The following is a 22,862-nucleotide window of genomic DNA, read 5'->3' on the forward strand; positions in this document are numbered from 1 at the left end:
TATGATACGCTAGGTAAGCATATACGAGGAGGAATTTTAAAATGACACGAATAGATGAAAGACAAACAAACGAACTGCGCCCGGTGCACATGGATGTAGATTATTTGATCCATCCGGAAGGCTCAGTATTGATTACGGTCGGGCAAACGAAAGTGATTTGCACAGCGACCATTGAAGACAAGGTGCCGCCATTCCTAAGAGGGCAAGGGAAGGGTTGGGTCACTGCAGAGTATTCAATGCTGCCGCGTGCAACAAACAGCCGCAACCGGCGCGAATCTTCTGCCGGCAAAGTCGGTGGACGGACAATGGAAATCCAGCGCCTGATCGGCCGTACGCTGCGCGCAGTCGTTGATCTTGAGAAATTAGGCGAACGCACGCTGTGGATCGACTGTGACGTGATCCAGGCAGACGGAGGTACACGTACGGCTTCCATCACCGGTGCTTTTGTTGCGATGACAATGGCCATCGGCAAATTGGAGTTGACCGCATTCCCTGTGACTGATTTTCTGGCTGCAACGAGCGTCGGCATCGACGGCGAACACGGAGCCATTCTGGACTTGAACTATGTCGAAGATTCTTCTGCAGAAGTTGATATGAACCTGGTTATGACTGGAGCCGGCCATTTTGTGGAACTTCAGGGAACGGGCGAAGAAGCGACGTTTTCACGTACACAGCTGAATGAAATGCTGGACCTCGGCGAATTAGGAATCCGCCAATTGATCTCCAAACAAAAAGAAGTGCTTGGCGAATTGGCCAATCGCGTAGGTGAAGAGGTGAAATCGAATCTATGAAAAAAGTATTGATTGCGACTCAGAACTTAGGGAAAGCGAGAGACTTTGAAGCTTTGCTGCGTCCGCTTGGCTATGATGTATTGACGTTGCAGGACGTTGCCAAGGACTTGGACATTGAAGAAACAGGGGTTACGTTTGAAGAGAACGCGATATTAAAGGCTGAAGGGGCTGCAAAAGCTCTTCAAATGCCGGTTATCGCCGATGACTCCGGACTGGAAATAGACGCCTTAAACGGTGAGCCAGGCGTCTATTCTGCGCGCTATTCCGGTGAAGCAAAAGACGATAATGCAAATATCGACAAAGTATTAGGGAAACTGGAAGGTGTTCCGGAAAACGAACGCACTGCCCGTTTCCGCTGCGTCTTGGCTGTTGCGGCACCGAATCAGAAAACCGTCACCTTCTCCGGTTCTTGCGAAGGGGAAATCTTGACGGAGCGCCGCGGTGAAAATGGCTTCGGCTACGATCCGATTTTTTGGGTGCCGAGTGAAGGTCGTGCCATGGCAGAACTCAAGCCGGAAGAAAAAGCGGCCATTTCACACAGAGGCAATGCCTTGCAGCAATTAAAACAGGCTGTACCTGAATGGTTACTATCAAACGAATAATATTTATTTTAATGTTTTTTTAAAATAGCATTGACTTTTCCGAAAATCATTTCTATAATTAAAATTGTCTTTCAGTAGAAAAGCGCAAACGTCCACTAGAATCGGGGCGCTGAAGTTTAGCTGCTAAGAAAGCCTTGTCCCAGTAGCTCAGCTGGATAGAGCAACGCCCTTCTAAGGCGTCGGTCGGGAGTTCGAATCTCTCCTGGGACGTTATAGAAATGTACATAGAAGAAGGCCTTGAAGCAAAACGCTTCAAGGCCTTTTTTATTTGCACGCATGGCAATAATAGTTTGTCGGATTCAGCCTATGTTTAACAAAGAATTTAGCTGGAAAACGAAACCAATTCCGTTGCGAATCGTATAAATAGTAACAGGAGTTGATCGAAATGCCGACATGCACCCATTGCCAAACCAACTGGACATGGAAACAGACGATAAAAAAGACCTTCAAGCTTACTTTAAGCGGCAAGCTGATTTGCCCGGTTTGCGGGAAGGGCCAATACATCTCCTTAAAATCGCGCAAGAAAATCGGTTTTTTGAACATGCTGATTTTACTGCCCTTGTTATTAAATGCGATTGCTTCGGTTAATCCGCTTATAATAATTGGCTTCATGGTTCTGCTATTTTGCTTCTGTGTGGCCTACATGCCATTTCTTACGGAACTTTCGGCCGAAGAAGAGCCTCTTTGGTAGGCAGGTTCCCGGCTCGAGGAAAAAACTTGGGCTTTTTTTTATTTATTGGCGAAAATGTGAAGCAATTCTGCAAAAAAAGATGAATAAAACATGAACCAGAGTTCATGTTTTGGGGGCCGGCGTGTTATTCTTATCTATGAGGTGAGGAAATGCAGCATGAAAACCTTGTCGGAGATTTCCCGACGTTTCCAAAACAACTGCGTTCAAAACAAAAAAGAGAAGCATTGATTGAAAGTGCGAAACTGCTATTCAGTGAAAAAGGATTTGAACATACAACAGCGAAAGAAATTGCGGCCCATGCGAAAGTGGCAACGGGAACGTTTTACCGGTATTTTTCGGATAAGCGGCAATTGCTGATGACGCTGATCGACAACCAGATAGATTCTATGATGCCTCTCGATTTGGAATGGAAAAGCGGGGACCCCGAAAAGCTATTGGCGGGACGCTTGGAAATGCATTACCACAAGATCAACGAAAAAAACTTGCGGAAGCTGATGCCGGAACTTTTATTGAAAGATGCGGAACTTGCCGAAGTGGTCAATGAAGCGAAAACGCGCATGCAGGGAAAAGTGCTCGAGCATCTGCAAATGCTTCAGAAAAAAGGGCTCATGTGGCCGGACATCGACATCGAGACGTTGACTTGGTGCTTGCAGTCGATGATGGAAAAGCTGCAAAGCCGAAAGAATGAAGGCGTTTGCGTGGATTACAAGGAATTTGCCAAAGTATTTTGCCGGACATTGTTTCCACCGGACATTATTGAACAAATGCGCTCTGGAAAAATAAAAGATATGGAAAGGACCGTGAACAGATGAAAGCAAAACTATTTACCGCAACGAGCAACACCTCTTGCCGAAAAGCCATCGCTTGGCTCAATGAGTACAATATTCCGTATGTCGAGAAAAACATTTCCACTACGCCGATTACGATTGAAGAAATTCAGGAAATCCTGTCTTTGACCAACGAAGGCACCGAAGAGATCATTTCGAAAAAAGCCTACGCCATAAAAAAATTAAAACTCGATTTCGACAGTTTGTCGATGCCTCAGTTATATCAAGTCATCCAAGATAACCCCGGTGTGCTGCGTCTCCCAATTCTTCATGATGGAAAAAAGCTGCAAGTCGGCTATAACGATGATGAAATTCGCCAATTTCTTCCCCGCTGGTTCCGTACGAATCAATTCCAAACTTTATTAGGTATGTAACAAGGAGCCTTCCAGTCAGGCTCCTTGTTTTTGGCTCCAGCCAAAAGAATCAGTAAAGCATCCTTGTTTTTAACAGCACCACTGGGCAAGGTCTTAGCAGAAGAGGGGGTGTTTGCTGCGTTTCTTCACGTGAAATTTCTAAAATGTCTGTTATTTTATTTTCCCGTAAAATCCCGGTATGGTATGATAGACAGTACAAACGGGGTGTTTTTTATGCGAAAAAAATATAGGGACTTGCAGCGCAAAGGCAATGTGATCGTATTTCCGAACACGATTCACCGCCTGCTGACAGAAGGCATGGCGCTGCTGAAAGACGAGAATTACGAAGACGCTCGCGATAAGCTGTACCAAGTGCTGTCTTACGAACCGGAACATGCCGGGGCACTCGGTGCATACGCCTATTGCTTGTTTGAGTTGGGGGAATACGAGGAAGCGCTTGAGGTGTGCCGGGAATTGCTGAAAGTCGGGCCTGTGCATTACCTAGAAACAATGGAATTATACATAAGTATTTTAATGCAGGTCCGGGAGTTTGAAGAAGCGGAACGGATGATTGAAGTGCTGATTGAAGAAAAAGTTTTGCCGGAAGAGCGGCTGGCACAGTTTTTGCAGCTGCGCGATTTGAATGAGCGCATTGCGGTGAAAAACGCCAATGTGAAAATCGATCTCACCCAATACGTGCCGGAGAATTTCGTCAAGCTGCCGCCGCATGAGCAGGAAAGGCTGATCATGGAATTGCCGCCGGCAAGCTATGAGATGTTGAAGAACAGCCTGGTTGAAATCGTGCAGCATCCGGAAACCGATTTATTGACGAAGACATACATATTGTTCATGATTCACCAGGAAAAAGTGAAAGCCCGCGTAACGGTGCAGAAATTCCATTACGAAAAGGAATTTTCCGTAGCGAATCTGCCGGATCCAATCAACAATTCAAGAGTCCGGGACATCAAACGGATGATGGAAGAGATGCTGGAGAAAGATCCGACGCGCCTGGAAATGGTCCAGGAACTGTTCGACCGCCATATTTATTTGTTTTATCCGTTCCAGTGGGATGAGTATGAAGGGGCCGAAGTTGCAGATGCTTACTTGAGCTATTTGGACCAATTGTTCACCGGGGAAATGAATTTTGACGGCGACTCGGAACTGATGAGCCTCATTTTTCATGCCGAGCAATGGTTTGAGTTGCGCAATGGGTAGAAATAGTTGAACATAGTGGCATCTATGCTATAATATTGAAGTTGTCAAAATTCGTATAAAACGGGTAATATGACTTTGTAGAAAATGTTTGGAGGGCTTATAAATGTCAGCAAAATGGGAAAAGCAAGAAGGTAACACAGGAACACTTACAGTAGAAGTGCCTGCAGAAGAAGTAAATGCAGGATTGGACAAAGCGTTCAAAAAAGTCGTTAAAGAAATTAACGTACCAGGTTTCCGTAAAGGGAAGATGCCACGCCAGATGTTCGAACAACGCTTTGGCGTAGAATCACTTTACCAGGATGCCCTAGACTTCATCTTGCCGGATGCTTACGCAAACGCTGTTGAAGAAGCAGGCCTTAACCCGGTTGACCGCCCGGAAATCGATATCGTCACTCTTGAAAAAGGACAGCCGCTTGTATTCACAGCTAAAGTAACGGTTAAACCGGAAGTTCAGCTTGGCGAATACAAAGGCCTTGAAGTTTCTCAGCCAGCTACAGACGTAACTGACGAAGAAATCGAAAACCAATTGAAAGAAAACCAAGAGCGTTTCGCTGAGCTTGCTGTTAAAGAAGACGAAGCAATCGTTGAAGGTGATACTGCAGTAATCGACTTTGAAGGTTTTGTTGATGGAGAAGCATTTGAAGGCGGCAAAGGAGAAAGCTATTCTCTTGAAATCGGTTCAAACTCATTCATCCCAGGATTCGAAGAGCAATTGGTAGGCGTAAAAACAGGAGAAGAAAAAGACGTTGAAGTCACTTTCCCTGAAGAATACCACGCTGCTGAACTTGCAGGAAAAGCTGCAACGTTCAAAGTGAAAGTAAACGAAGTAAAATCGAAAGAGCTTCCAGAACTTGATGACGAATTCGCTAAAGAAATCGATCCAGAAGTTGAAAGCCTAGAAGCGCTTCGCACAAAAATGAAAGAAACTTTGGCTGAACAGAAAAAAGCAAACGCGGATGCAGCACTTCGCGACGAGCTAGTTCAAAAAGCAGCTGAAAACGCAACAATCGATCTTCCACATGCCATGATCCACACTGAAATGGACCGCATGATGCAGGAATTCGAACAGCGTTTGACTCAGCAAGGCATGAACCTTGACCTTTACTACCAGTTCTCAGGCCAAGACGAAGAAGCTTTGCGCGCTCAAATGCATGACGATGCTGAAACTCGCGTACGTGTATCTCTAGTGCTTGAAGCAATCGCTGCAGCAGAGAACATGGAAGTTACTTCAGAAGACATCGACAAAGAACTTGAAAAAATGTCCGGCCAGTTCAACATGGACATCGAGCAAATCAAAACTGCTTTAGGCGGCACTGAAATGCTTGAAAACGATATCCGCATGCAAAACACAGTTGAATTCCTAGTGGAAAACGCTAAGATCACAACTGAAGTGGAAAACGCTCAAGACGCTGAATAATCAACACATATAAGCTTCATAGAAAACAAGGCACGGCGACGTGCCTTGTTTTCCTCTACATAGAATAAAAAACACAACTATATAAGTTTGACTCATACTGTTAGTCTGTCGATATTCCGCAACATAGCTCCACTGTTTTGCGGAATATCTAAACGATTAGTAATTAGAGGGATATATAGATAAGCATCTCTCTTTATAGAAAGCTTTTCCAGCGCTTGCGAGAGCCGTGCCCAAAGCGGCGGAAGCGGCATAAAATTATTCTTTTATTTATTCGGAATATAGAAGCATTCTCTTTGTAGTAATTCTAATTAGTTGCTACAATAAGCATAATCTTGTAATATTATGGCTTGAATAGGGGTGAATACATTGTTCAAATTCAATGATGAAAAAGACCATTTAAAATGTTCATTCTGCGGAAAACCGCAAGAACAGGTTCGTAAACTGGTTGCAGGACCAGGTGTATATATTTGTGACGAATGTATTGAGCTTTGTACGGAAATCGTAGAAGAAGAGCTGGGTACAGAAGAAGCAGTGGAATTCAAAGAAGTGCCAAAACCAAAAGAGATTCTGGATATTCTTAACGGCTATGTCATCGGCCAGGAAAAGGCGAAAAAGTCATTGGCTGTAGCAGTCTACAACCATTACAAACGCGTCAATTCCAACAGCAAGATCGATGACGTTGAGTTGTCGAAATCTAACATCGTCTTGATCGGGCCAACAGGAAGCGGGAAAACTTTGCTTGCGCAAACTTTGGCGCGCATCCTGAATGTGCCGTTTGCAATCGCTGACGCCACTTCGTTAACAGAAGCTGGGTATGTAGGGGAAGATGTTGAAAACATCCTCTTGAAGCTGATCCAGGCTGCAGATTATGATGTGGAACGTGCGGAAAAAGGCATCATCTATATCGATGAAATCGATAAAGTGGCCCGCAAATCGGAAAACCCGTCCATCACACGTGATGTATCAGGTGAAGGCGTTCAGCAGGCATTGCTGAAAATCCTGGAAGGCACAACTGCCAGCGTTCCTCCACAAGGCGGACGCAAGCATCCTCACCAGGAATTCATCCAGATCGATACGACGAATGTCCTGTTCATCGTCGGCGGTGCATTTGACGGCGTCGAACAAATCATCAAACGCCGTTTGGGCAACAAAGTCATCGGTTTCGGTGCAGATCCAAACAAAGAAGAACTGGACGACAAGTCGCTTCTTAGCCAGTTGATTCCGGAAGATTTGCTGAAATTCGGTTTGATACCTGAATTTATCGGCCGTTTGCCGGTATTGGCAAGCCTTGAGCAATTGGATGAAAATGCACTTGTTCAGATTTTGACGGAACCGAAAAATGCATTGATCAAACAATACCAAAAAATGATGGAGCTTGACGATGTTGAATTGACGTTCGAAGATGAAGCTCTGGTAGAAATTGCGAAATTGGCAATTGAACGCAAAACAGGTGCCCGCGGACTTCGTTCAATCATCGAAAACATCATGCTTGAAGTAATGTTCGACTTGCCTTCACGCGAAGACATTGTGGAATGCATCATTACAAAAGATACGGTAACGAAAAACGAAACGCCAAGACTCATCTTAGAAGATGGATCTGAATACGACGAAAAAGACAACGAAAAAACATCCGCATAATGTGAAACGCCGGTCCCTGTGAGCTTTGCTCGATGGATGGCTGTTTAACCAATCAGACTTTGACTCTTGCTTCCTTCCGAGCAATCGGGAGTGCGGCGTAAGGGGAAAGTGAGTAAAAAAGGATGATACGGGCTGACTCTGATCGTGCACATCCGCGCGTAAGGGGTCAGCTTGTTTTTTTGACGAAAATAATCGGAGGTGCAACTCTCTAATGGCTAAAAGAAAAGTAACCAAACGCGTACCATTATTGCCGCTGCGAGGGCTTCTCGTATTTCCGACAATGGTGCTTCATATTGACGTCGGCCGAGAACGTTCAATCGCGGCATTGGAACAGGCAATGCTCGAAGACAATATTGTCTTTTTGGCAACCCAAAAAGAAATGAGCATCGAACAGCCTGAAAAAGACGATTTGCAAAAAATTGGAACGCTTGCCTATGTAAAACAAATGCTGAAATTGCCGAATGGCACGATCCGCGTCTTAGTGGAAGGCTTGGAGCGTGGGCAATGGAAAAATTACGAGGAAGAAGAAGCCATCACTGTCGTGGAAGTTACTTCATTCCCGGATGAGCCGGAGCGCACGGCTGAACAAGATGCTTTGATGCGCATGCTGCTCGAGCATTTCGAGAAATACGCGAAAGCTTCGAAAAAAGTGTCAAATGAAACTTACAACACGGTAGCTGATATCGAAGAACCGGGCCGTCTGGCCGATATGGTCGCTTCACATCTGCCGCTGAAAGTGAACGAAAAGCAGGAAGTGCTGGAGACTTTTGATGTCAATACGCGCCTCGAGATGCTGATTGCGCGCCTTCACAATGAGCAGGAAGTAATCGATTTGGAAAAACGCATTTCGCAGCGTGTGAAAAAATCGATGGAACAAACGCAAAAAGAATTTTATTTGCGCGAACAAATGAAAGCCATTCAAACGGAACTGGGCGACAAAGACGGCAAATCTGGAGAAATCGTCGATTTGCGGAAACGCATTGAAGACGCCGGCATGCCGGAATCAACTGAAAAAGCCGCTTTGAAAGAACTGGACCGCTACGAAAAATTGCCGTCTGCAGCAGCAGAGAGCGGCATCATCCGCAATTACATCGAATGGCTTGTCACGATTCCGTGGTCAGAAGCGACGGAAGACCGCCTCGACATCAAATACGCGGAAGAAGTGCTGGACCGTGACCATGACGGACTGGAAAGCGTCAAAGAACGCGTACTGGAATATTTGGCTGTCCAACAGATGACCAATTCACTTCGCGGACCGATTCTTTGCCTGGTCGGCCCTCCAGGTGTCGGGAAGACCTCACTGGCGAAATCGATCGCGGAATCGCTGGACCGCAACTTTGTCCGCATCTCGCTTGGCGGCGTGCGCGACGAATCGGAAATCCGCGGCCACCGCCGTACGTATGTCGGCGCGATGCCGGGACGCATCATCCAAGGGATGAAACGGGCAGGTACGGTCAATCCGGTGTTCCTGCTGGATGAAATCGATAAAATGTCGAATGATTTCCGGGGAGACCCATCATCGGCAATGCTTGAAGTATTGGATCCGGAACAAAACAATACGTTCAGCGACCATTACATTGAGGAAACCTATGATTTGTCGAACGTGCTGTTCATTGCCACGGCGAATGATCTTGGTTCCATTCCAGGTCCGCTCCGCGACCGGATGGAAGTCATCACAATTGCAGGTTATACGGAAGCGGAAAAACAAATGATTGCGAAAAACCATTTGGCGCCGAAGCAATTGAAAGAACATGGCTTGACGGAAGAGCAGCTTCAGTTTGAAGAAGGTGCATTGCTTCACCTGGTCCGCTATTACACACGCGAAGCAGGTGTCCGTGGACTCGAGCGCACCATCGCATCGATTTGCCGGAAAGTGACGAAACAGATCGTTGCAGGCGAAAAAGAGCAAGTGGTGGTAACAGCGGATGCCATCGAGGATTACCTCGGCAAACGTAAATTCCGCTACGGCATGGCTGAAACAGTCAATCAAGTCGGCGTAGCAACCGGCCTTGCGTATACGACTGTCGGCGGCGATACGCTTCAAATTGAAGTGTCGCTGTCACCAGGCAAAGGCAAATTGCAATTGACCGGGAAACTCGGAGACGTCATGAAAGAATCGGCGCAAACGGCGTTGTCGTTTGTCAGAGCACGCGCTGAGTCGCTGGGCATTGATCCGAACTTCCACGAGTCGCACGATATCCATATCCATGTTCCGGAAGGCGCTGTTCCAAAAGACGGTCCATCTGCCGGAATTACAATTGCGACAGCACTCGTATCTGCGCTGACAAAACGCCCGATCCACCGCGAAGTCGGCATGACAGGTGAAATCACCTTGCGCGGACGCGTTTTGCCGATCGGCGGCGTGAAAGAGAAAACATTGAGCGCTCACCGTGCCGGATTGAAAACGATCATCCTGCCAATTGACAACGAGCGGGATATTGAAGACATTCCAGAAAGTGTCCGCGAAGAATTGACGTTCAAACTCGTTTCGCTGGCGGATGAAGCGCTGGAAATCGCATTAGAAGGAGCAAACGAATGATAGTCAATAATGTAGAACTTGTAATCAGTGCCGTCCGTCCGGAGCAGTATCCGGAAGACGGCCTGCCGGAATTCGCTTTAGCGGGCCGTTCGAACGTCGGGAAATCGTCGTTCATCAACAAAATGATCGGCCGCAAAAGCATGGCGCGCATCTCCTCGAAACCGGGGAAGACGCAGACGCTGAACTTTTACAAAATAGAAGAAAAATTGTTTTACGTCGATGTTCCAGGCTATGGCTATGCCAAAGTCTCGAAATCGGAACGTGAAGCTTGGGGCAAAATGATCGAGCGCTACATTACCGGACGTGAAGAATTGCGTGCGGTGATCCAAATCGTCGATCTGCGCCATGCGCCGAGCCGGGATGACATCGCGATGTACGACTTCATGAAGCATTACGATATTCCGTGCATCATCATCGCCACGAAAGCGGATAAGATTCCAAAAGGCAAATGGGAGAAGCACAAAAAAGTGGTTCGCCAGACGCTCGAAATGGATAAAAACGATCCATTGATCGTCTTTTCATCCGAAACAGGCCTCGGCAAAGATGCCGCTTGGGCAGAAATCGAAAAAAGAATGTAATGCGAAGGAAGCGCAGCTGAGGCTGCGCTTTTTTTGTGGGAAAAAGAAGAGTGGGGCTTTGCTGCAAGTAACAGGTCGGTTGTTGCAAATAAAAATGAAATGGCCCAAGTAAACAGGCGTATGCTGCAAGTAACACTTAAGTTGGTGCAAGTAAATCCTGTTTGCCGCAAGTGAAAGGGAATATTCGCTTTTGAAAAGCAGACATTTAAAAGAGCTTTCAGTTTGAAACGGAGCTGGATAATTGCGCATCGCAGATATAATTTCAGCAACGCAGATAAATCTTCAGGAAAGCAGAAAAAACATAAGTACCGCAGATAAATCCTGAAAACCGCAGATAAACCAATCAGCTTGCCGTATTCACAAGCCAGCCTCATTCCTAAGCCTGTCTATGCAAAATTTCCTTAATTTGAAGCCGCGCTGCGCTTAAGTTCTCGCACTATTTCGACTAAGAGCGTTATGCTTGTTAGTGGTCTGACGCTTTGATAAACTTACATTATAATAATTATAAATAAACATACATTCATTGCTTGTTCACAAATTGTAAAGCTTAGAACAGTACAAAAGTGGTATACTTACTTATATTGAAATATGAACGTGAAAGGTGTTTTGATCCCATGCATACATTAGTAGTCGGGGTGAATTATCGCTCTGCACCGGTGGAAATCCGCGAAAAGCTTTCATTCATCGAATCGGAACTTCCACAAGCAATGCAGGCGTTAAAAGAACAAAAAAGCATATTGGAGAATGTCATCGTGTCTACTTGCAACCGGACAGAAATCTACGCGGTGGTCGATCAGCTTCACACAGGACGCTATTATGTGAAGCAATTCTTGGCGGATTATTTCGGTCTGTCCCAAGAGGCGTTCTCCCAGTATTTGTTTGTCCATGAACAAGAAGAAGCGGTTGAGCATTTATTCCGTGTGACAGCCGGCATCGACTCCATGGTGCTTGGGGAAACCCAGATTCTTGGACAAGTGAGAAACAGTTTCCTTGCCGGACAGGAAAACGGCACGACCGGAACGGTTTTTAACCAATTGTTCAAGCAGGCCGTGACATTGGCAAAACGGGCGCATTCCGAAACAGCGATCGGCGAGAATGCCGTATCGGTTTCTTATGCAGCTGTTGAGCTGGGCAAGAAAATTTTCGGCACGTTGAAAAACAAACGGGTCGTTATTTTAGGCGCGGGCAAAATGGGCGAATTGGCCATCAAGAACTTGCAAGGCAGCGGGGCAGACAACGTGACGGTCATCAACCGTACGTTTGAAAAAGCCGAAGCCTTGGCAGAAAAATTCAACGGCCGTGCAGTGCCAATGAACCAATTGCAATGCGCACTTTTAGAAGCGGATATTTTGATTTCGTCAACGGGTGCAACGGACTACGTCATCGATTATGAATTGATGCAGTTTGTTGAAAAACTTCGCAAAGGCAAGCCGTTGTTCATGGTGGACATCGCAGTGCCGCGCGACGTGGATCCGCGCATCTCGGAATTGTCGAATGTATTCTTATATGACATCGATGATATGCAGGGGATTGTAGAAGCGAACCTGGCTGAGCGGGAACGCGCAGCAGGTGAAATCATGACAATGGTCAACCACGAAGCACAGCAGTTTAACGACTGGCTGACAACGCTTGGCGTCGTACCGGTGATTTCCGCATTGCGCCAAAAAGCATTGACGATCCAGGCGGAAACAATGGCGAGCATTGAAAACAAAATGCCGGATTTGACCGACCGTGAGAAGAAGATCCTGAACAAACACACAAAATCGATTATCAACCAATTGTTGAAAGAGCCGATTTTGCAGGCAAAAGAAATGGCCGGTGCACCGAAATCACGCGAACAGCTTGAATTGTTCCAGCAGATTTTCGGCATCGAAGAAGATGTGCAAGTGGAAATTACAAAACAAATGAAAGCTCCGCAGAAAAAGGCGGCAACCAATAAAGAACAGAACGTTCAAAAACAAGAAACTCCCGGATATTCATTTTAAGCTTTCTGAAAGAGGCGTTTTCGAATCTATATGCTAAAATGTAGATGCGGGAACGCCTTTAATTATGGAAACGAAGGGGAATGGGATGGCTGATATAACAATGGCAAGGCTGCATGAAGCTATGGTTATTCTATATGCTGTCAGCCTTGTTTTTTATTTTATTGATTATTTATATAAAGAGAAAAAAGCGAGCCGTATTGCGATGAGCTTGCTTGGCGTCGTATGGATGATGCAAACTGTATTCCTCGTTTTATACATCATCGAAACGCAGCGGTTCCCGATCCTGACTTTGTTTGAAGGCATCTACTTTTATGCGTGGCTGCTGGTGACTTTGTCGCTCGTGCTGCGGATTTTTTACCGCTTTGATTTTGCGGTGTTTTTCATCAATATTATCGGATTTATCTTTATGACCATTCATACATTTGCGCCGGTGCAAATTGAAAAGTCACCGGCAGGACAGGACCTGGTTTCGGAATTATTGTTCATCCATATTACATTCGCCATTCTGTCGTACGTCGCTTTTTCGCTGTCGTTTGTGTTCTCGGCGCTGCACCTTGTTTTGTACCGCTTGCTGAAAAAGAAAAAGTGGACAAAGCAATGGAGCAATTTGCCGTCGCTTGGCCAGACGGAACTTGGCATGACGATTTCCATTCTTGTGGGAATTTCGCTGTTGTTCGTGTCGTTGGTTCTGGGGCTGCAATGGGCCATCATCTCTCTGGCGGAATTTTCGCTGCTGGACATGAAAATCGTCGGTTCGTTCATCCTGCTGCTTATTTATAGCTGGGTGCTGTACCGCCACCGAAAAGGCAATTTGAATGGCATGTCTTATGCAATGGCGCATATCTATGCGTTTTTGCTTTTACTCATCAACTTCTTCCTCGGAAGCCGGTTGTCTGAATTTCATTTTTGGTATTAAAGAAAGGTAGGATTCATTTGAGAAAAATTATTGTAGGTTCAAGAAGAAGCAAGCTTGCGTTAACGCAAACAGGGCAGTTTATCGATAAATTGAAAGCGGCGGGCGCGCCATTTGAATTTGAAATCAAAGAAATCGTTACAAAAGGCGACCGCATCGTTGATGTGACGCTTTCCAAAGTCGGAGGCAAAGGTTTGTTTGTAAAAGAAATTGAACAGGCTTTGCACGACAAAGAAATCGATTTTGCTGTCCACAGCATGAAAGACATGCCGTCAGTTCTTCCAGAAGGCTTTGTCATCGGCTGTGTACCGGAACGCGAAGACCCGCGCGACGCTTTTATCTCAAATGGCCATGTGAAGTTTATGGACCTTCCGGTTGGAGCGGTTGTCGGAACAAGCAGCCTGCGCCGCAGTTCGCAGCTTTTGTTGATGCGTCCGGACCTGGATATCCAGTGGATCCGCGGCAATATCGATACGCGTTTAGGAAAATTGCAGTCCGGCCAGTTTGATGCCATTATCCTTGCAGCTGCAGGATTGAAGCGCATGGGCTGGAAAGACGACCTGGTAACGGAATTCCTTGAAGTTGAAGACTGCCTGCCAGCGATTGGCCAAGGCGCACTCGGCATCGAATGCCGCGAAGACGATGCGGAATTGTTGGAAGCTTTGGCGAAAGTCAACGACGAAAAAACAGCGTTGGCAGTCCATGCTGAGCGCAAATTCCTACGGGATATGGACGGCAGCTGCCAAGTACCGATTGCCGGCTATGCAACGGTTGCAGACGGTGAAATCTCGTTTACCGGCCTCATTTCTTCTCCGGAAGCCGATGAAGTGTATAAAGAAACAGCCGTGAGCCGCGACCCGATCGAAGCTGGGCGCATCGTTGCCGAGCGCATCAGTGCACAAGGCGGCTACGAATTAATTCAAAAAGTAAAAGCCGAGAACCATGTGTGACGCTAATCTTCCTTTAACAGGCGAAACCATCGTCTTCACCGGTTCCAACGAGCCGCAGGAAGCGGTTGGCTATGCAGAGAAGCTGGGTGCCAAAACCCGGTATTTACCGCTTATAGAAACTTCAGTCCGGCAGTCGCAACTGCCGGATTTCGAACGTTACGACTGGTTAATTTTCACCAGCGGCAACAGTGCAGACGCTTTTTGCCAATTGCATATCAAAACGGCTGCAAAAATTGCTGCGGTAGGGGAAAAGACGGCGAGTGTTTTGGAACAGCATGGCTACACCGTCAGCTTTATGCCAAGCATCTACAGTGCCGATGTGTTCATTCAGGAATTCCCGGCTGTAGCGGGCAACGCGGACTGTCTTTTCATCAAAGGGTCGCTCGCCAAAAATACCATTGCATCGATGCCGCTGAAGGTGGATGAATGGATTATTTACGAAACGAGCTTTAAAATAGAGAATGCCGAGAAATTAAAAGCCTTAAAAGGCGTAACCGTGATTTTTGCCAGTCCGTCCGCTGTTGCTGCATACCGCGAAGCCGGAGGGGACTGGTCAGGAATCCGCATTGCTGCCATCGGGCACGTAACTGAAGCCGCTATCCAGAAGCAAGGCGGAACAGTGGATTTTATTCCAAAGAAATATACGTATATCGAAGTGATCAACGAAATCGCGAAAGGAAGTTTTAACAAATGACTGATTTGAAATTCAACCGTGGACGCCGCTTGCGCGGATCTGCCAACCTCCGCTCAATGGTCCGCGAAACAAGCTTGCATAAAGAAGATTTCATTTATCCGATTTTTGTCGTAGAAGGCGAAAACGTCAAAGAAGAAATTTCGTCAATGCCGGGCGTATTCCATTTTTCATTGGACCGCCTCGGTGAAGAATTGGACGAAGTTGTAGACCTTGGCATTCCATCCGTTATTTTGTTCGGTGTGCCGAATGAAAAAGATGCAGTCGGAACACAAGCCTACCACGACCATGGCATCACGCAAGAAGCGATCCGCTTTGCAAAACAGCGCCATCCGGAATTGGTGGTTATTGCCGATACGTGCCTATGCCAATACACTGACCACGGCCATTGCGGCGTGATTGAAAACGGCGTAATCTTGAACGACGAATCGCTTGATTTGCTGGCTCGTACAGCTGTGTCGCAGGCGAAAGCCGGTGCAGACATCATCGCACCGTCGAACATGATGGACGGCTTTGTTGCAGCGATCCGCTACGGATTGGACCAGGCTGGATTTGAAAACACACCGATCATGAGCTACGGCGTGAAATACGCATCTGCCTACTACGGGCCGTTCCGTGAAGCAGCGCATTCCACACCGCAATTCGGTGACCGCAAAACCTACCAGATGGACCCGGCGAACCGCTTGGAAGCACTTCGCGAAGCGGGATCTGACATCGAAGAAGGCGCAGATTTCATGATTGTGAAACCGGCTCTTTCTTACCTCGACATCGTCCGTGAAGTACGCGACAATTTCGATCTTCCGATTGTTGCCTACAACGTATCAGGCGAATATGCGATGGTCAAAGCAGCCGCTTTAAACGGTTGGGTGGACGAGAAGAAAATGGTTCTTGAAACTTTGCTTAGCATGAAACGGGCAGGAGCAGACATTTTGATGACGTACCATGCAAAAGACGCGGCACGTTGGCTGGAGGAGAAATAAATGGGATACGAAAATTCGATTGCAGCATTCACAGAAGCGAAAAAATTAATGCCGGGCGGCGTCAACTCGCCGGTCCGTGCGTTCAAATCCGTTAACATGGATCCGATTTTCATGGCATCCGGCAGCGGCGCAACGATCACAGACATCGACGGCAACACATACATCGACTACGTCTTGTCTTGGGGTCCGTTGATCTTGGGCCATTCCCATCCGGACGTTGTCAAAGCGATCCAGGAAGTGGCTGTGTCCGGAACCAGTTTCGGCGCACCGACTTTGCTTGAAAATGAACTCGCGAAACTTGTGATGGAACGTGTTCCTTCTATTGAAATGGTGCGCATGGTGTCTTCCGGTACGGAAGCAACAATGAGTGCATTGCGCGTGGCACGCGGCTATACCGGCCGCAATAAAATCCTGAAATTCGAAGGCTGCTACCACGGCCATGCGGATAGCCTGCTGATCAAAGCAGGTTCCGGTGTTGCAACACTCGGCCTGCCGGATTCACCAGGAGTGCCGGCATCGGTTGCGGCGAACACGATCACCGTTCCATACAATGATTTGGAAAGCGTGCGTCTGGCATTTAAAGAGTTCGGCGACGATATCGCGGCTGTCATCGTAGAGCCGGTTGCCGGCAATATGGGCGTCGTGCCGCCAAAAGACGGATTCCTTCAGGAACTGCGCAATTTGACAACCGAATTCGGAACAATCTTGATCTTTGATGAAGTCATGACCGGTTTCCGTGTCGGCTACAACTGTGCACAAGGCCATTTCGGCGTAACGCCGGATATGACATGCCTCGGGAAAGTCATCGGCGGCGGCCTCCCGGTTGGCGCATTCGGCGGCAAACGCGAAATCATGCAGCAAGTGGCGCCAAGCGGCTCAATTTACCAGGCAGGCACATTGTCGGGCAACCCGCTAGCCATGACTGCAGGATACGAAACCTTGTCCCGTTTGAATGAAGAAACGTACGAAACCTTCGTCCAGCGCGGCGATCAGCTCGAAGCCGGTTTCCGTGCAGCGGCTGAGAAGTACAACATCCCGCACACTGTGAACCGTGCGGGTTCAATGATCGGCTTCTTCTTCACGAATGAAGACGTGGTTGACTTCGATTCAGCGAAAACATCAGATACGGAACTGTTCGCAGACTACTACCGCTTGATGGCGGAAGAAGGCATCTTCCTGCCGCCTTCCCAGTTCGAGGGCATGTTCCTGTCGGCAGCACATACCGAAGCGCATATCGCGAAAACAGTGGAAGCTTTCCATACCGTATTTGCGAAATTAGCGAGATAATAAGATTTGAAGCCCGGTCGCTTTGATTGCGGTTGGGCTTTTTTGTGCGGATTTTAGGGTGAGTGATCATAGAAACGCGGTAAGTGACCATAGACTATGGCTGAGTAATCATAGACCCTCGATGAGTGATCATAGAATCAGTTGGAGTGATCATAGAACGCCAACAAGCGCTCATAGAATCCGTATTTCACCCTCAGGCTAATCAAAACTATGAATTTTACCAGCTCCAGCGACGCTGCTGCAAGTAAAGTAGCGGTTGCCGCAAGTAAACAGGCGTTTGCTGCAAGTAATATGCCGCATGCCGCAAGTAAACACAAGCTTTGCACAAGTATTTTCGTTTTGCCGCAAGTAAACCGGCAGTTTCGCTTTTCGCTGGCGAAAAGCCGGCATCCAAAATCTTTTGGGTTTTGAAGGAAAGAAAAATCCTGGTTCGCCGAAAGATTTTCTCGCAATTACAAGATTTCAAGCCCCATTTCCTGTACGATAGGAAGTAATAGTATTTCGGAAAGCGAAAGGCAGGGATGCAGATGTACATATTCTTAAGGACAGCTGGGATTGCCGCGCTTGCCGGCTGGCTGTTCGAAACGCTCGGCATTTTCTTGCCGTGGCTTCTTGGGCCGATGTTCACCATACTGCTCATTAGCCAATTTACAAGCCTCCAATTGTACTGGCCAAAATCACTGCGCACGACAGGGCTGATCCTGCTCGGCGTACAAATCGGTTCGTCGTTTACGCGCGACGCAGTCCTGCTCATGTGGCTCGATTTGCCGTATATGGCATTCATGACGATTTCGGTCGTTTCCTTGTCAATTGTGCTCGGACTGTTGTTCAAGAGGATGGTCAATGAAAGCTTGGCAACGAGCCTGCTTGGCTCGATTCCCGGAGGCCTTGCGCAGATGGTTGTCATCGCGGAAGACATCCCTTCGGCGAACCTCACCGTCGTCACGATGATGCAGACGATCCGGATTTTCATGGTGGTGACGGTCGTTCCGTTTCTGACAGTATTCCTTACAGGCAGGGAACAAGGCGAACTCAGCGAGCAGGTATTTACGTTTGCGCCGACAGCCGTGCTTGTCGGCTTACTCGTCGGTATCATCCTGTATTTCGGAATGAAACGTATCGGTTTTCCAGCTGCGGAAATCCTGGCACCGATTTTGACGCTGGCAATTGTCCAGACGGTGACAGGGGAACTGCTGATTGATATTCCGTACTGGCTGACTGCCTTTGCACAAGTTTGCATCGGAGCTGGCCTCGGACTTCAGATGGAAGGAATCGGCGACAAGCTGACAGTTCGTCTGGGTGCAGCCATCGTTCTCAACAATGTATTGCTCATCAGCTTCACAGCATTCATTGCCTATCTTCTCGCTAAGTGGCTGCCGGATTACATCTTCCTTGATTTCTTTTTGAGTGCCGCACCCGGCGGCATTGCAGAAATGGCGATTACAGCGCTCGCAACCGGTGGGGACGTCGCGCTCATCACCAGTTTCCAATTGTTCCGGTTGTTTTTCATTTTGCTCGTGGCGTCGCCGATTGTTGCCTATATTGTGAAAAAACTTGACGCTAAAAGCGGAGCTTGAGTATAATGGATGAAAGTATATATTTGATGCGTTGATGAGGATAGTAGAATGTGCGTACATTTCAGAGAGAAAACCGAGTGGTGAGAGGTTTTCATGAACAAGCATTTGAATGTCACCTCGGAGCAGTTCCTGTGAAAGTTGAGTAGTGGGAACCGGATGTGAAATCCGTTATCGAACTTGAGAGCCAGGTTTATTTTGACTTGTGCATAAAGGTGGTACCGCGAACAACTCCTTCGTCCTTTTACAGACGAAGGGGTTTTTTTATTTTCCGGGAAACTTTCTCTCAAGGCAATACAATCAAAAGGAGGAATTTCAATGACTGAACAAACGCCGACAACACCGCAAATGCCGACGAAGTACGATCCGCAATCGATTGAAAAAGGCCGTTATGAGTGGTGGGTCAACAACAAATTCTTTGAAGCAAAACCCGAAAGCGGCAAAACGCCGTATACGATTGTGATTCCGCCGCCGAACGTTACCGGAAAATTGCACTTGGGCCACGCCTGGGATACAACGCTTCAGGACATCATGACACGCATGAAGCGCATGCAAGGCTTTGACGCGCTGTGGCTTCCTGGAATGGACCATGCTGGAATCGCCACACAGGCAAAAGTAGAAGGCAAGCTGAAAGAAGAAGGGAAATCCCGCTACGATTTAGGGCGCGAGAAATTCTTGGAAGAATCGTGGAAATGGAAAGACGAATATGCGGGGCATATCCGTGAACAATGGTCGAAACTGGGCCTTGGACTTGATTACTCCCGCGAACGCTTTACCTTGGACGCAGGCTTGTCGGATGCGGTTAAGGAAGTATTTGTAAAGCTCTACGAAAAGAAACTGATTTACCGCGGCAAATACATCATTAACTGGGATCCGGCGACGAAAACCGCGATTTCGGATATTGAAGTTATCTACAAAGACGTACAAGGTGCGTTCTATCATATGCGCTATCCGCTGACAGACGGTTCCGGCCACATCGAAATCGCGACTACCCGTCCCGAAACGATGCTTGGCGATACGGCGGTAGCGGTTCACCCGAAAGACGAGCGCTACCAGCATTTGATCGGCAAGAAGGTAACATTGCCGATTATCGGACGTGAAATGGAAATCGTGGCAGACGATTACGTAGACATGGAATTCGGAAGCGGCGCCGTAAAAATTACACCGGCACACGACCCGAATGACTTTGAAATCGGCAACCGCCACAATTTGGAACGCGTATTGATCATGCACGAAGACGGTACGATGAACGAAAATGCCGGCAAATACGAAGGCATGGACCGCTTCGAATGCCGCAAGCAAATCGTTAAAGACCTGCAGGACATGGATGTTTTATTCAAAATCGAAGAGCATTTGCATTCGGTTGGGCATTCGGAACGCAGCGGGGCAGTTATTGAGCCTTATCTTTCAACACAGTGGTTTGTTGACATGAAGCCATTGGCGAAGACGGCAGTTGACCTGCAGCACGGCGAAGACGGCGTCAACTTTGTTCCGGACCGCTTCGAAAAGACCTACCTGCACTGGATGGAAAACATCCGCGACTGGTGCATCTCTCGTCAACTGTGGTGGGGCCACCAGATTCCGGCTTGGTACCATAACGAAACCGGCGAAATTTACGTAGGGATGGAAGTGCCGGCAGACGCTGAAAACTGGACGCAGGACGAAGATGTTCTCGATACGTGGTTCTCTTCAGCGCTTTGGCCGTTCTCGACACTCGGCTGGCCGGAAGACAGCGATGAGTTGAAACGCTATTACCCGACAGATGCCTTAGTTACCGGCTACGACATCATTTACTTCTGGGTATCGCGCATGATTTTCCAGGCGCTTGAATTTACCGGTGAAAAACCGTTCAAAGACGTATTGATCCACGGCTTGGTGCGTGACGCCGAAGGACGCAAAATGTCGAAATCGCTCGGCAACGGCGTCGATCCGATGGACGTGATCGCGGAATACGGAGCGGATTCGCTTCGCTACTTCCTGGCAACAGCATCATCTCCAGGGCAGGACCTTCGCTTCTCGATGGAGAAAGTGGAGTCCATCTGGAACTTTACCAATAAAATCTGGAACGCTTCCCGTTTCGCATTGATGAACATGGACGGCATGACATACGAGGAAATCGAACTTTCCGGCAAACGTTCGGTAGCGGATTCTTGGATCTTGACCCGTTTGAATGAAACAATCGAACAAGTGACGCATCTCGCTGAACGCTACGAGTTCGGTGAAGTGGGCCGCTCGCTTTACAACTTTATCTGGGATGATTTCTGTGACTGGTACATCGAAATGGCGAAATTGCCATTGTACGGCGAAGACGAAGACGCGAAGAAAATGACGCGTTCGGTTCTGGCGTATGTACTCGATAACACGATGCGTTTATTGCATCCGTTCATGCCATTCATCACCGAAGAAATTTGGCAGAACTTGCCGCACGAAGGCGAATCAATTACGGTTGCTGCATGGCCGACAGTGGACGAGTCGTTGACCGACCAAAGCCAGTCGTCGAGCATGAAGCTGTTGATGGACATCATCACGGCTGTTCGTACGATTCGTGCAGAAGTGCAGTCGCCGATGAGCAAGAAAGTGGCGTTGACGATTTCTGCAAAAGACGCGGGTATCCATGCGGTTCTGAAAGAGAACGCCGCCTACATCGAGCGTTTCTGCAACCCGGAAACTTTGACGATTGGTGAAAACATCGAAGCTCCGGAAAAATCAATGTCCGCCGTTGTATCGGGTGCCGAGTTGTTCATGCCGCTTGAAGGCTTGATTGACATCGACGCAGAACTGGCCCGCTTGAACAAAGAACTTGAGAAATGGGCAAAAGAAGTGAAACTCGTTCAAGGCAAACTGTCGAACGAACGCTTTGTTTCCAAAGCGCCGGAAGCGGTAGTTGCGGAAGAACGCAAAAAAGAAGCCGACTACTTGGAAAAACACGCCACAGTCGAAAAACGCATCGAAGAATTAAAAAACCTGTAAAATGACGAACCGCTTTCCTTCGGGAGAGCGGTTTTTTATGTGCTGAACGTTTAGCTTGCGAAGCAGCTTATCGCTAACGGGGGTTTTTAGAATTTTTATCGAAGTTTTTGGAGTCTCTATCGGCGTTTTCGGAGTTCTTATCGAAGTTTTAAGGTTTTCTATCGGAGTTTCCAGGACTTTTATCGAAGTTTTCCCGATACGCCAAGATTGACACCTGAAAACCGAATTGCTATAGTTATACCTGACGAACGTTCGGAAGGGGCCTGGAGAAATGACGCTGAATCAATTAAAAGAAGCCGCACTAAACCGCTTTGCGGAACATGGCTACGAGGGGACATCGATGGCGCATATCGCGGAAGCGGTCGGCATCAAGAAGCAGTCGATCTACGCCCATTTTAAAGGGAAAGATGAATTGTTTATGCAGGTATCAAATGATGTGGTAGCCAATGAACTTGCTTCTATCACAGATTTTATTAAAGACAACCAAACAAAACCGATCAAGGAGTTCCTATACAATTTTCTCGTGCATCATAAAGTCCGCTACGAACAAAATGCCGATACGAAGTTCTGGCTGCGCAATTCCTTTTTCCCGCCGGCCCATCTGTACGAGGAAGTGATGGAAAAGGTTTATCTGTACCTCGACTCACTCGAAGATCAGCTGGAGCCGATTCTGGAAAACGCTGTAAAAGAAGGGCAGCTCGATGCGTCAATTGATGTAAAGCGGGCAACTGCAGCATTTCTCGGCGTACTGGACGGCATTTTTGTGGAAATGCTGTACGGCGGGCCCGAGCGGCTGAATAAAAGACTGGATGCTTCCTGGCATTTCTATTGGCGCGGCATATCAAAAGTTTGAATAGAGTA

The 22,862-nt window shown here is 47.5% G+C and carries 20 protein-coding genes, 1 tRNA gene and 1 other annotated feature; all 21 genes read left to right on the plus strand.

The annotated features are described in order from the left end of the window. Positions 1-41: 41 nt before the first annotated feature. The 21 genes from rph to HU147_RS08290 all read left to right on the plus strand — a co-directional run bounded on the left by rph (position 42) and on the right by HU147_RS08290 (position 22,854). Positions 42-791, plus strand: coding sequence for a ribonuclease PH (gene rph / locus HU147_RS08190; RefSeq protein ID WP_224075789.1), 750 nt, complete (start codon positions 42-44; stop codon positions 789-791). Next, complete coding sequence (locus HU147_RS08195; protein ID WP_224075790.1) at positions 788-1,393, plus strand: XTP/dITP diphosphatase; 606 nt, start codon at positions 788-790, stop codon at positions 1,391-1,393. Before rph ends, HU147_RS08195 begins: the two co-directional genes overlap by 4 nt. A gap of 136 nt (positions 1,394-1,529) precedes the next feature. Then, positions 1,530-1,603, plus strand: a tRNA-Arg gene (locus HU147_RS08200). Positions 1,604-1,778: 175 nt separating this feature from the next. Further along, the gene (locus HU147_RS19575) at positions 1,779-2,084 is read left to right on the plus strand and encodes a TIGR04104 family putative zinc finger protein (RefSeq protein WP_224075973.1); all 306 of its coding nucleotides are present in this window, start codon (positions 1,779-1,781) and stop codon (positions 2,082-2,084) included. Between the two features lie 149 nt (positions 2,085-2,233). Beyond that, on the plus strand, positions 2,234-2,896 hold the full coding sequence (locus HU147_RS08210; protein WP_224075791.1) for a TetR/AcrR family transcriptional regulator: 663 nt from the start codon (positions 2,234-2,236) through the stop codon (positions 2,894-2,896). Next, complete coding sequence (spx, locus tag HU147_RS08215) at positions 2,893-3,285, plus strand: transcriptional regulator Spx (RefSeq protein WP_224075792.1); 393 nt, start codon at positions 2,893-2,895, stop codon at positions 3,283-3,285. The genes HU147_RS08210 and spx overlap by 4 nt, the downstream gene beginning before the upstream one ends. A gap of 213 nt (positions 3,286-3,498) precedes the next feature. Continuing rightward, positions 3,499-4,479, plus strand: a complete 981-nt coding sequence (locus HU147_RS08220) for a tetratricopeptide repeat protein (RefSeq protein WP_224075793.1) — start codon at positions 3,499-3,501, stop codon at positions 4,477-4,479. Between the two features lie 103 nt (positions 4,480-4,582). Beyond that, on the plus strand, positions 4,583-5,896 hold the full coding sequence (gene tig / locus HU147_RS08225) for a trigger factor (RefSeq protein WP_224075794.1): 1,314 nt from the start codon (positions 4,583-4,585) through the stop codon (positions 5,894-5,896). 366 nt (positions 5,897-6,262) lie between these two features. Next, positions 6,263-7,534 carry an ATP-dependent protease ATP-binding subunit ClpX gene (clpX, locus tag HU147_RS08230; RefSeq protein ID WP_224075795.1) on the plus strand — a complete coding sequence of 424 codons (1,272 nt, stop codon included), beginning with the start codon at positions 6,263-6,265 and terminating at the stop codon, positions 7,532-7,534. Between the two features lie 211 nt (positions 7,535-7,745). After that, the gene (lon, locus tag HU147_RS08235) at positions 7,746-10,073 is read left to right on the plus strand and encodes an endopeptidase La (protein ID WP_224075796.1); all 2,328 of its coding nucleotides are present in this window, start codon (positions 7,746-7,748) and stop codon (positions 10,071-10,073) included. Continuing rightward, positions 10,070-10,651, plus strand: a complete 582-nt coding sequence (gene yihA / locus HU147_RS08240; protein WP_224075797.1) for a ribosome biogenesis GTP-binding protein YihA/YsxC — start codon at positions 10,070-10,072, stop codon at positions 10,649-10,651. The genes lon and yihA overlap by 4 nt, the downstream gene beginning before the upstream one ends. 614 nt (positions 10,652-11,265) lie before the next feature. Beyond that, positions 11,266-12,636 (plus strand): glutamyl-tRNA reductase, encoded by a 1,371-nt coding sequence (hemA, locus tag HU147_RS08245; protein WP_224075798.1) that lies wholly within the window; start codon positions 11,266-11,268, stop codon positions 12,634-12,636. An 85-nt stretch (positions 12,637-12,721) separates the two neighbouring features. After that, positions 12,722-13,552 carry a cytochrome c biogenesis protein CcsA gene (ccsA, locus tag HU147_RS08250; protein ID WP_224075799.1) on the plus strand — a complete coding sequence of 277 codons (831 nt, stop codon included), beginning with the start codon at positions 12,722-12,724 and terminating at the stop codon, positions 13,550-13,552. Positions 13,553-13,569: 17 nt separating this feature from the next. Then, positions 13,570-14,499 carry a hydroxymethylbilane synthase gene (gene hemC, locus HU147_RS08255; RefSeq protein ID WP_224075800.1) on the plus strand — a complete coding sequence of 310 codons (930 nt, stop codon included), beginning with the start codon at positions 13,570-13,572 and terminating at the stop codon, positions 14,497-14,499. Continuing rightward, the gene (locus HU147_RS08260) at positions 14,492-15,193 is read left to right on the plus strand and encodes a uroporphyrinogen-III synthase (protein ID WP_224075801.1); all 702 of its coding nucleotides are present in this window, start codon (positions 14,492-14,494) and stop codon (positions 15,191-15,193) included. The genes hemC and HU147_RS08260 overlap by 8 nt, the downstream gene beginning before the upstream one ends. Then, complete coding sequence (hemB, locus tag HU147_RS08265) at positions 15,190-16,170, plus strand: porphobilinogen synthase (protein WP_224075802.1); 981 nt, start codon at positions 15,190-15,192, stop codon at positions 16,168-16,170. Before HU147_RS08260 ends, hemB begins: the two co-directional genes overlap by 4 nt. Continuing rightward, on the plus strand, positions 16,171-17,457 hold the full coding sequence (hemL, locus tag HU147_RS08270; protein ID WP_224075803.1) for a glutamate-1-semialdehyde 2,1-aminomutase: 1,287 nt from the start codon (positions 16,171-16,173) through the stop codon (positions 17,455-17,457). A gap of 210 nt (positions 17,458-17,667) precedes the next feature. Then, positions 17,668-17,868, plus strand: a complete 201-nt coding sequence (locus HU147_RS08275; RefSeq protein ID WP_224075804.1) for a hypothetical protein — start codon at positions 17,668-17,670, stop codon at positions 17,866-17,868. Between the two features lie 110 nt (positions 17,869-17,978). Then, positions 17,979-19,034, plus strand: a complete 1,056-nt coding sequence (locus HU147_RS08280) for an AbrB family transcriptional regulator (protein WP_224075805.1) — start codon at positions 17,979-17,981, stop codon at positions 19,032-19,034. A 22-nt stretch (positions 19,035-19,056) separates the two neighbouring features. Beyond that, positions 19,057-19,278: a binding site (T-box leader), on the plus strand. Between the two features lie 71 nt (positions 19,279-19,349). Continuing rightward, complete coding sequence (locus tag HU147_RS08285) at positions 19,350-22,001, plus strand: valine--tRNA ligase (protein ID WP_224075806.1); 2,652 nt, start codon at positions 19,350-19,352, stop codon at positions 21,999-22,001. 271 nt (positions 22,002-22,272) lie between these two features. Further along, on the plus strand, positions 22,273-22,854 hold the full coding sequence (locus tag HU147_RS08290) for a TetR/AcrR family transcriptional regulator (RefSeq protein WP_224075807.1): 582 nt from the start codon (positions 22,273-22,275) through the stop codon (positions 22,852-22,854). The last annotated feature ends 8 nt before the right edge of the window (positions 22,855-22,862 follow it).

Origin of the sequence: Planococcus chinensis, from assembly GCF_020071995.1 — a bacterium.
Taxonomy (GTDB): domain Bacteria; phylum Bacillota; class Bacilli; order Bacillales_A; family Planococcaceae; genus Planococcus; species Planococcus chinensis_A.

Coding starts and splice junctions, on each gene's coding strand:
- HU147_RS08275 (WP_224075804.1), top strand. CDS start 17,668: ATGAATTTTACCAGCTCCAGCGACGCTGCTGCAAGTAAAGTAGCGGTT.
- HU147_RS08210 (WP_224075791.1), top strand. CDS start 2,234: ATGCAGCATGAAAACCTTGTCGGAGATTTCCCGACGTTTCCAAAACAA.
- HU147_RS08280 (WP_224075805.1), top strand. CDS start 17,979: ATGCAGATGTACATATTCTTAAGGACAGCTGGGATTGCCGCGCTTGCC.
- ccsA (WP_224075799.1), top strand. CDS start 12,722: ATGGCTGATATAACAATGGCAAGGCTGCATGAAGCTATGGTTATTCTA.
- hemA (WP_224075798.1), top strand. CDS start 11,266: ATGCATACATTAGTAGTCGGGGTGAATTATCGCTCTGCACCGGTGGAA.
- HU147_RS08220 (WP_224075793.1), top strand. CDS start 3,499: ATGCGAAAAAAATATAGGGACTTGCAGCGCAAAGGCAATGTGATCGTA.
- HU147_RS08290 (WP_224075807.1), top strand. CDS start 22,273: ATGACGCTGAATCAATTAAAAGAAGCCGCACTAAACCGCTTTGCGGAA.
- HU147_RS19575 (WP_224075973.1), top strand. CDS start 1,779: ATGCCGACATGCACCCATTGCCAAACCAACTGGACATGGAAACAGACG.
- HU147_RS08285 (WP_224075806.1), top strand. CDS start 19,350: ATGACTGAACAAACGCCGACAACACCGCAAATGCCGACGAAGTACGAT.
- yihA (WP_224075797.1), top strand. CDS start 10,070: ATGATAGTCAATAATGTAGAACTTGTAATCAGTGCCGTCCGTCCGGAG.
- rph (WP_224075789.1), top strand. CDS start 42: ATGACACGAATAGATGAAAGACAAACAAACGAACTGCGCCCGGTGCAC.
- hemL (WP_224075803.1), top strand. CDS start 16,171: ATGGGATACGAAAATTCGATTGCAGCATTCACAGAAGCGAAAAAATTA.
- HU147_RS08195 (WP_224075790.1), top strand. CDS start 788: ATGAAAAAAGTATTGATTGCGACTCAGAACTTAGGGAAAGCGAGAGAC.
- tig (WP_224075794.1), top strand. CDS start 4,583: ATGTCAGCAAAATGGGAAAAGCAAGAAGGTAACACAGGAACACTTACA.
- HU147_RS08260 (WP_224075801.1), top strand. CDS start 14,492: ATGTGTGACGCTAATCTTCCTTTAACAGGCGAAACCATCGTCTTCACC.
- spx (WP_224075792.1), top strand. CDS start 2,893: ATGAAAGCAAAACTATTTACCGCAACGAGCAACACCTCTTGCCGAAAA.
- lon (WP_224075796.1), top strand. CDS start 7,746: ATGGCTAAAAGAAAAGTAACCAAACGCGTACCATTATTGCCGCTGCGA.
- hemB (WP_224075802.1), top strand. CDS start 15,190: ATGACTGATTTGAAATTCAACCGTGGACGCCGCTTGCGCGGATCTGCC.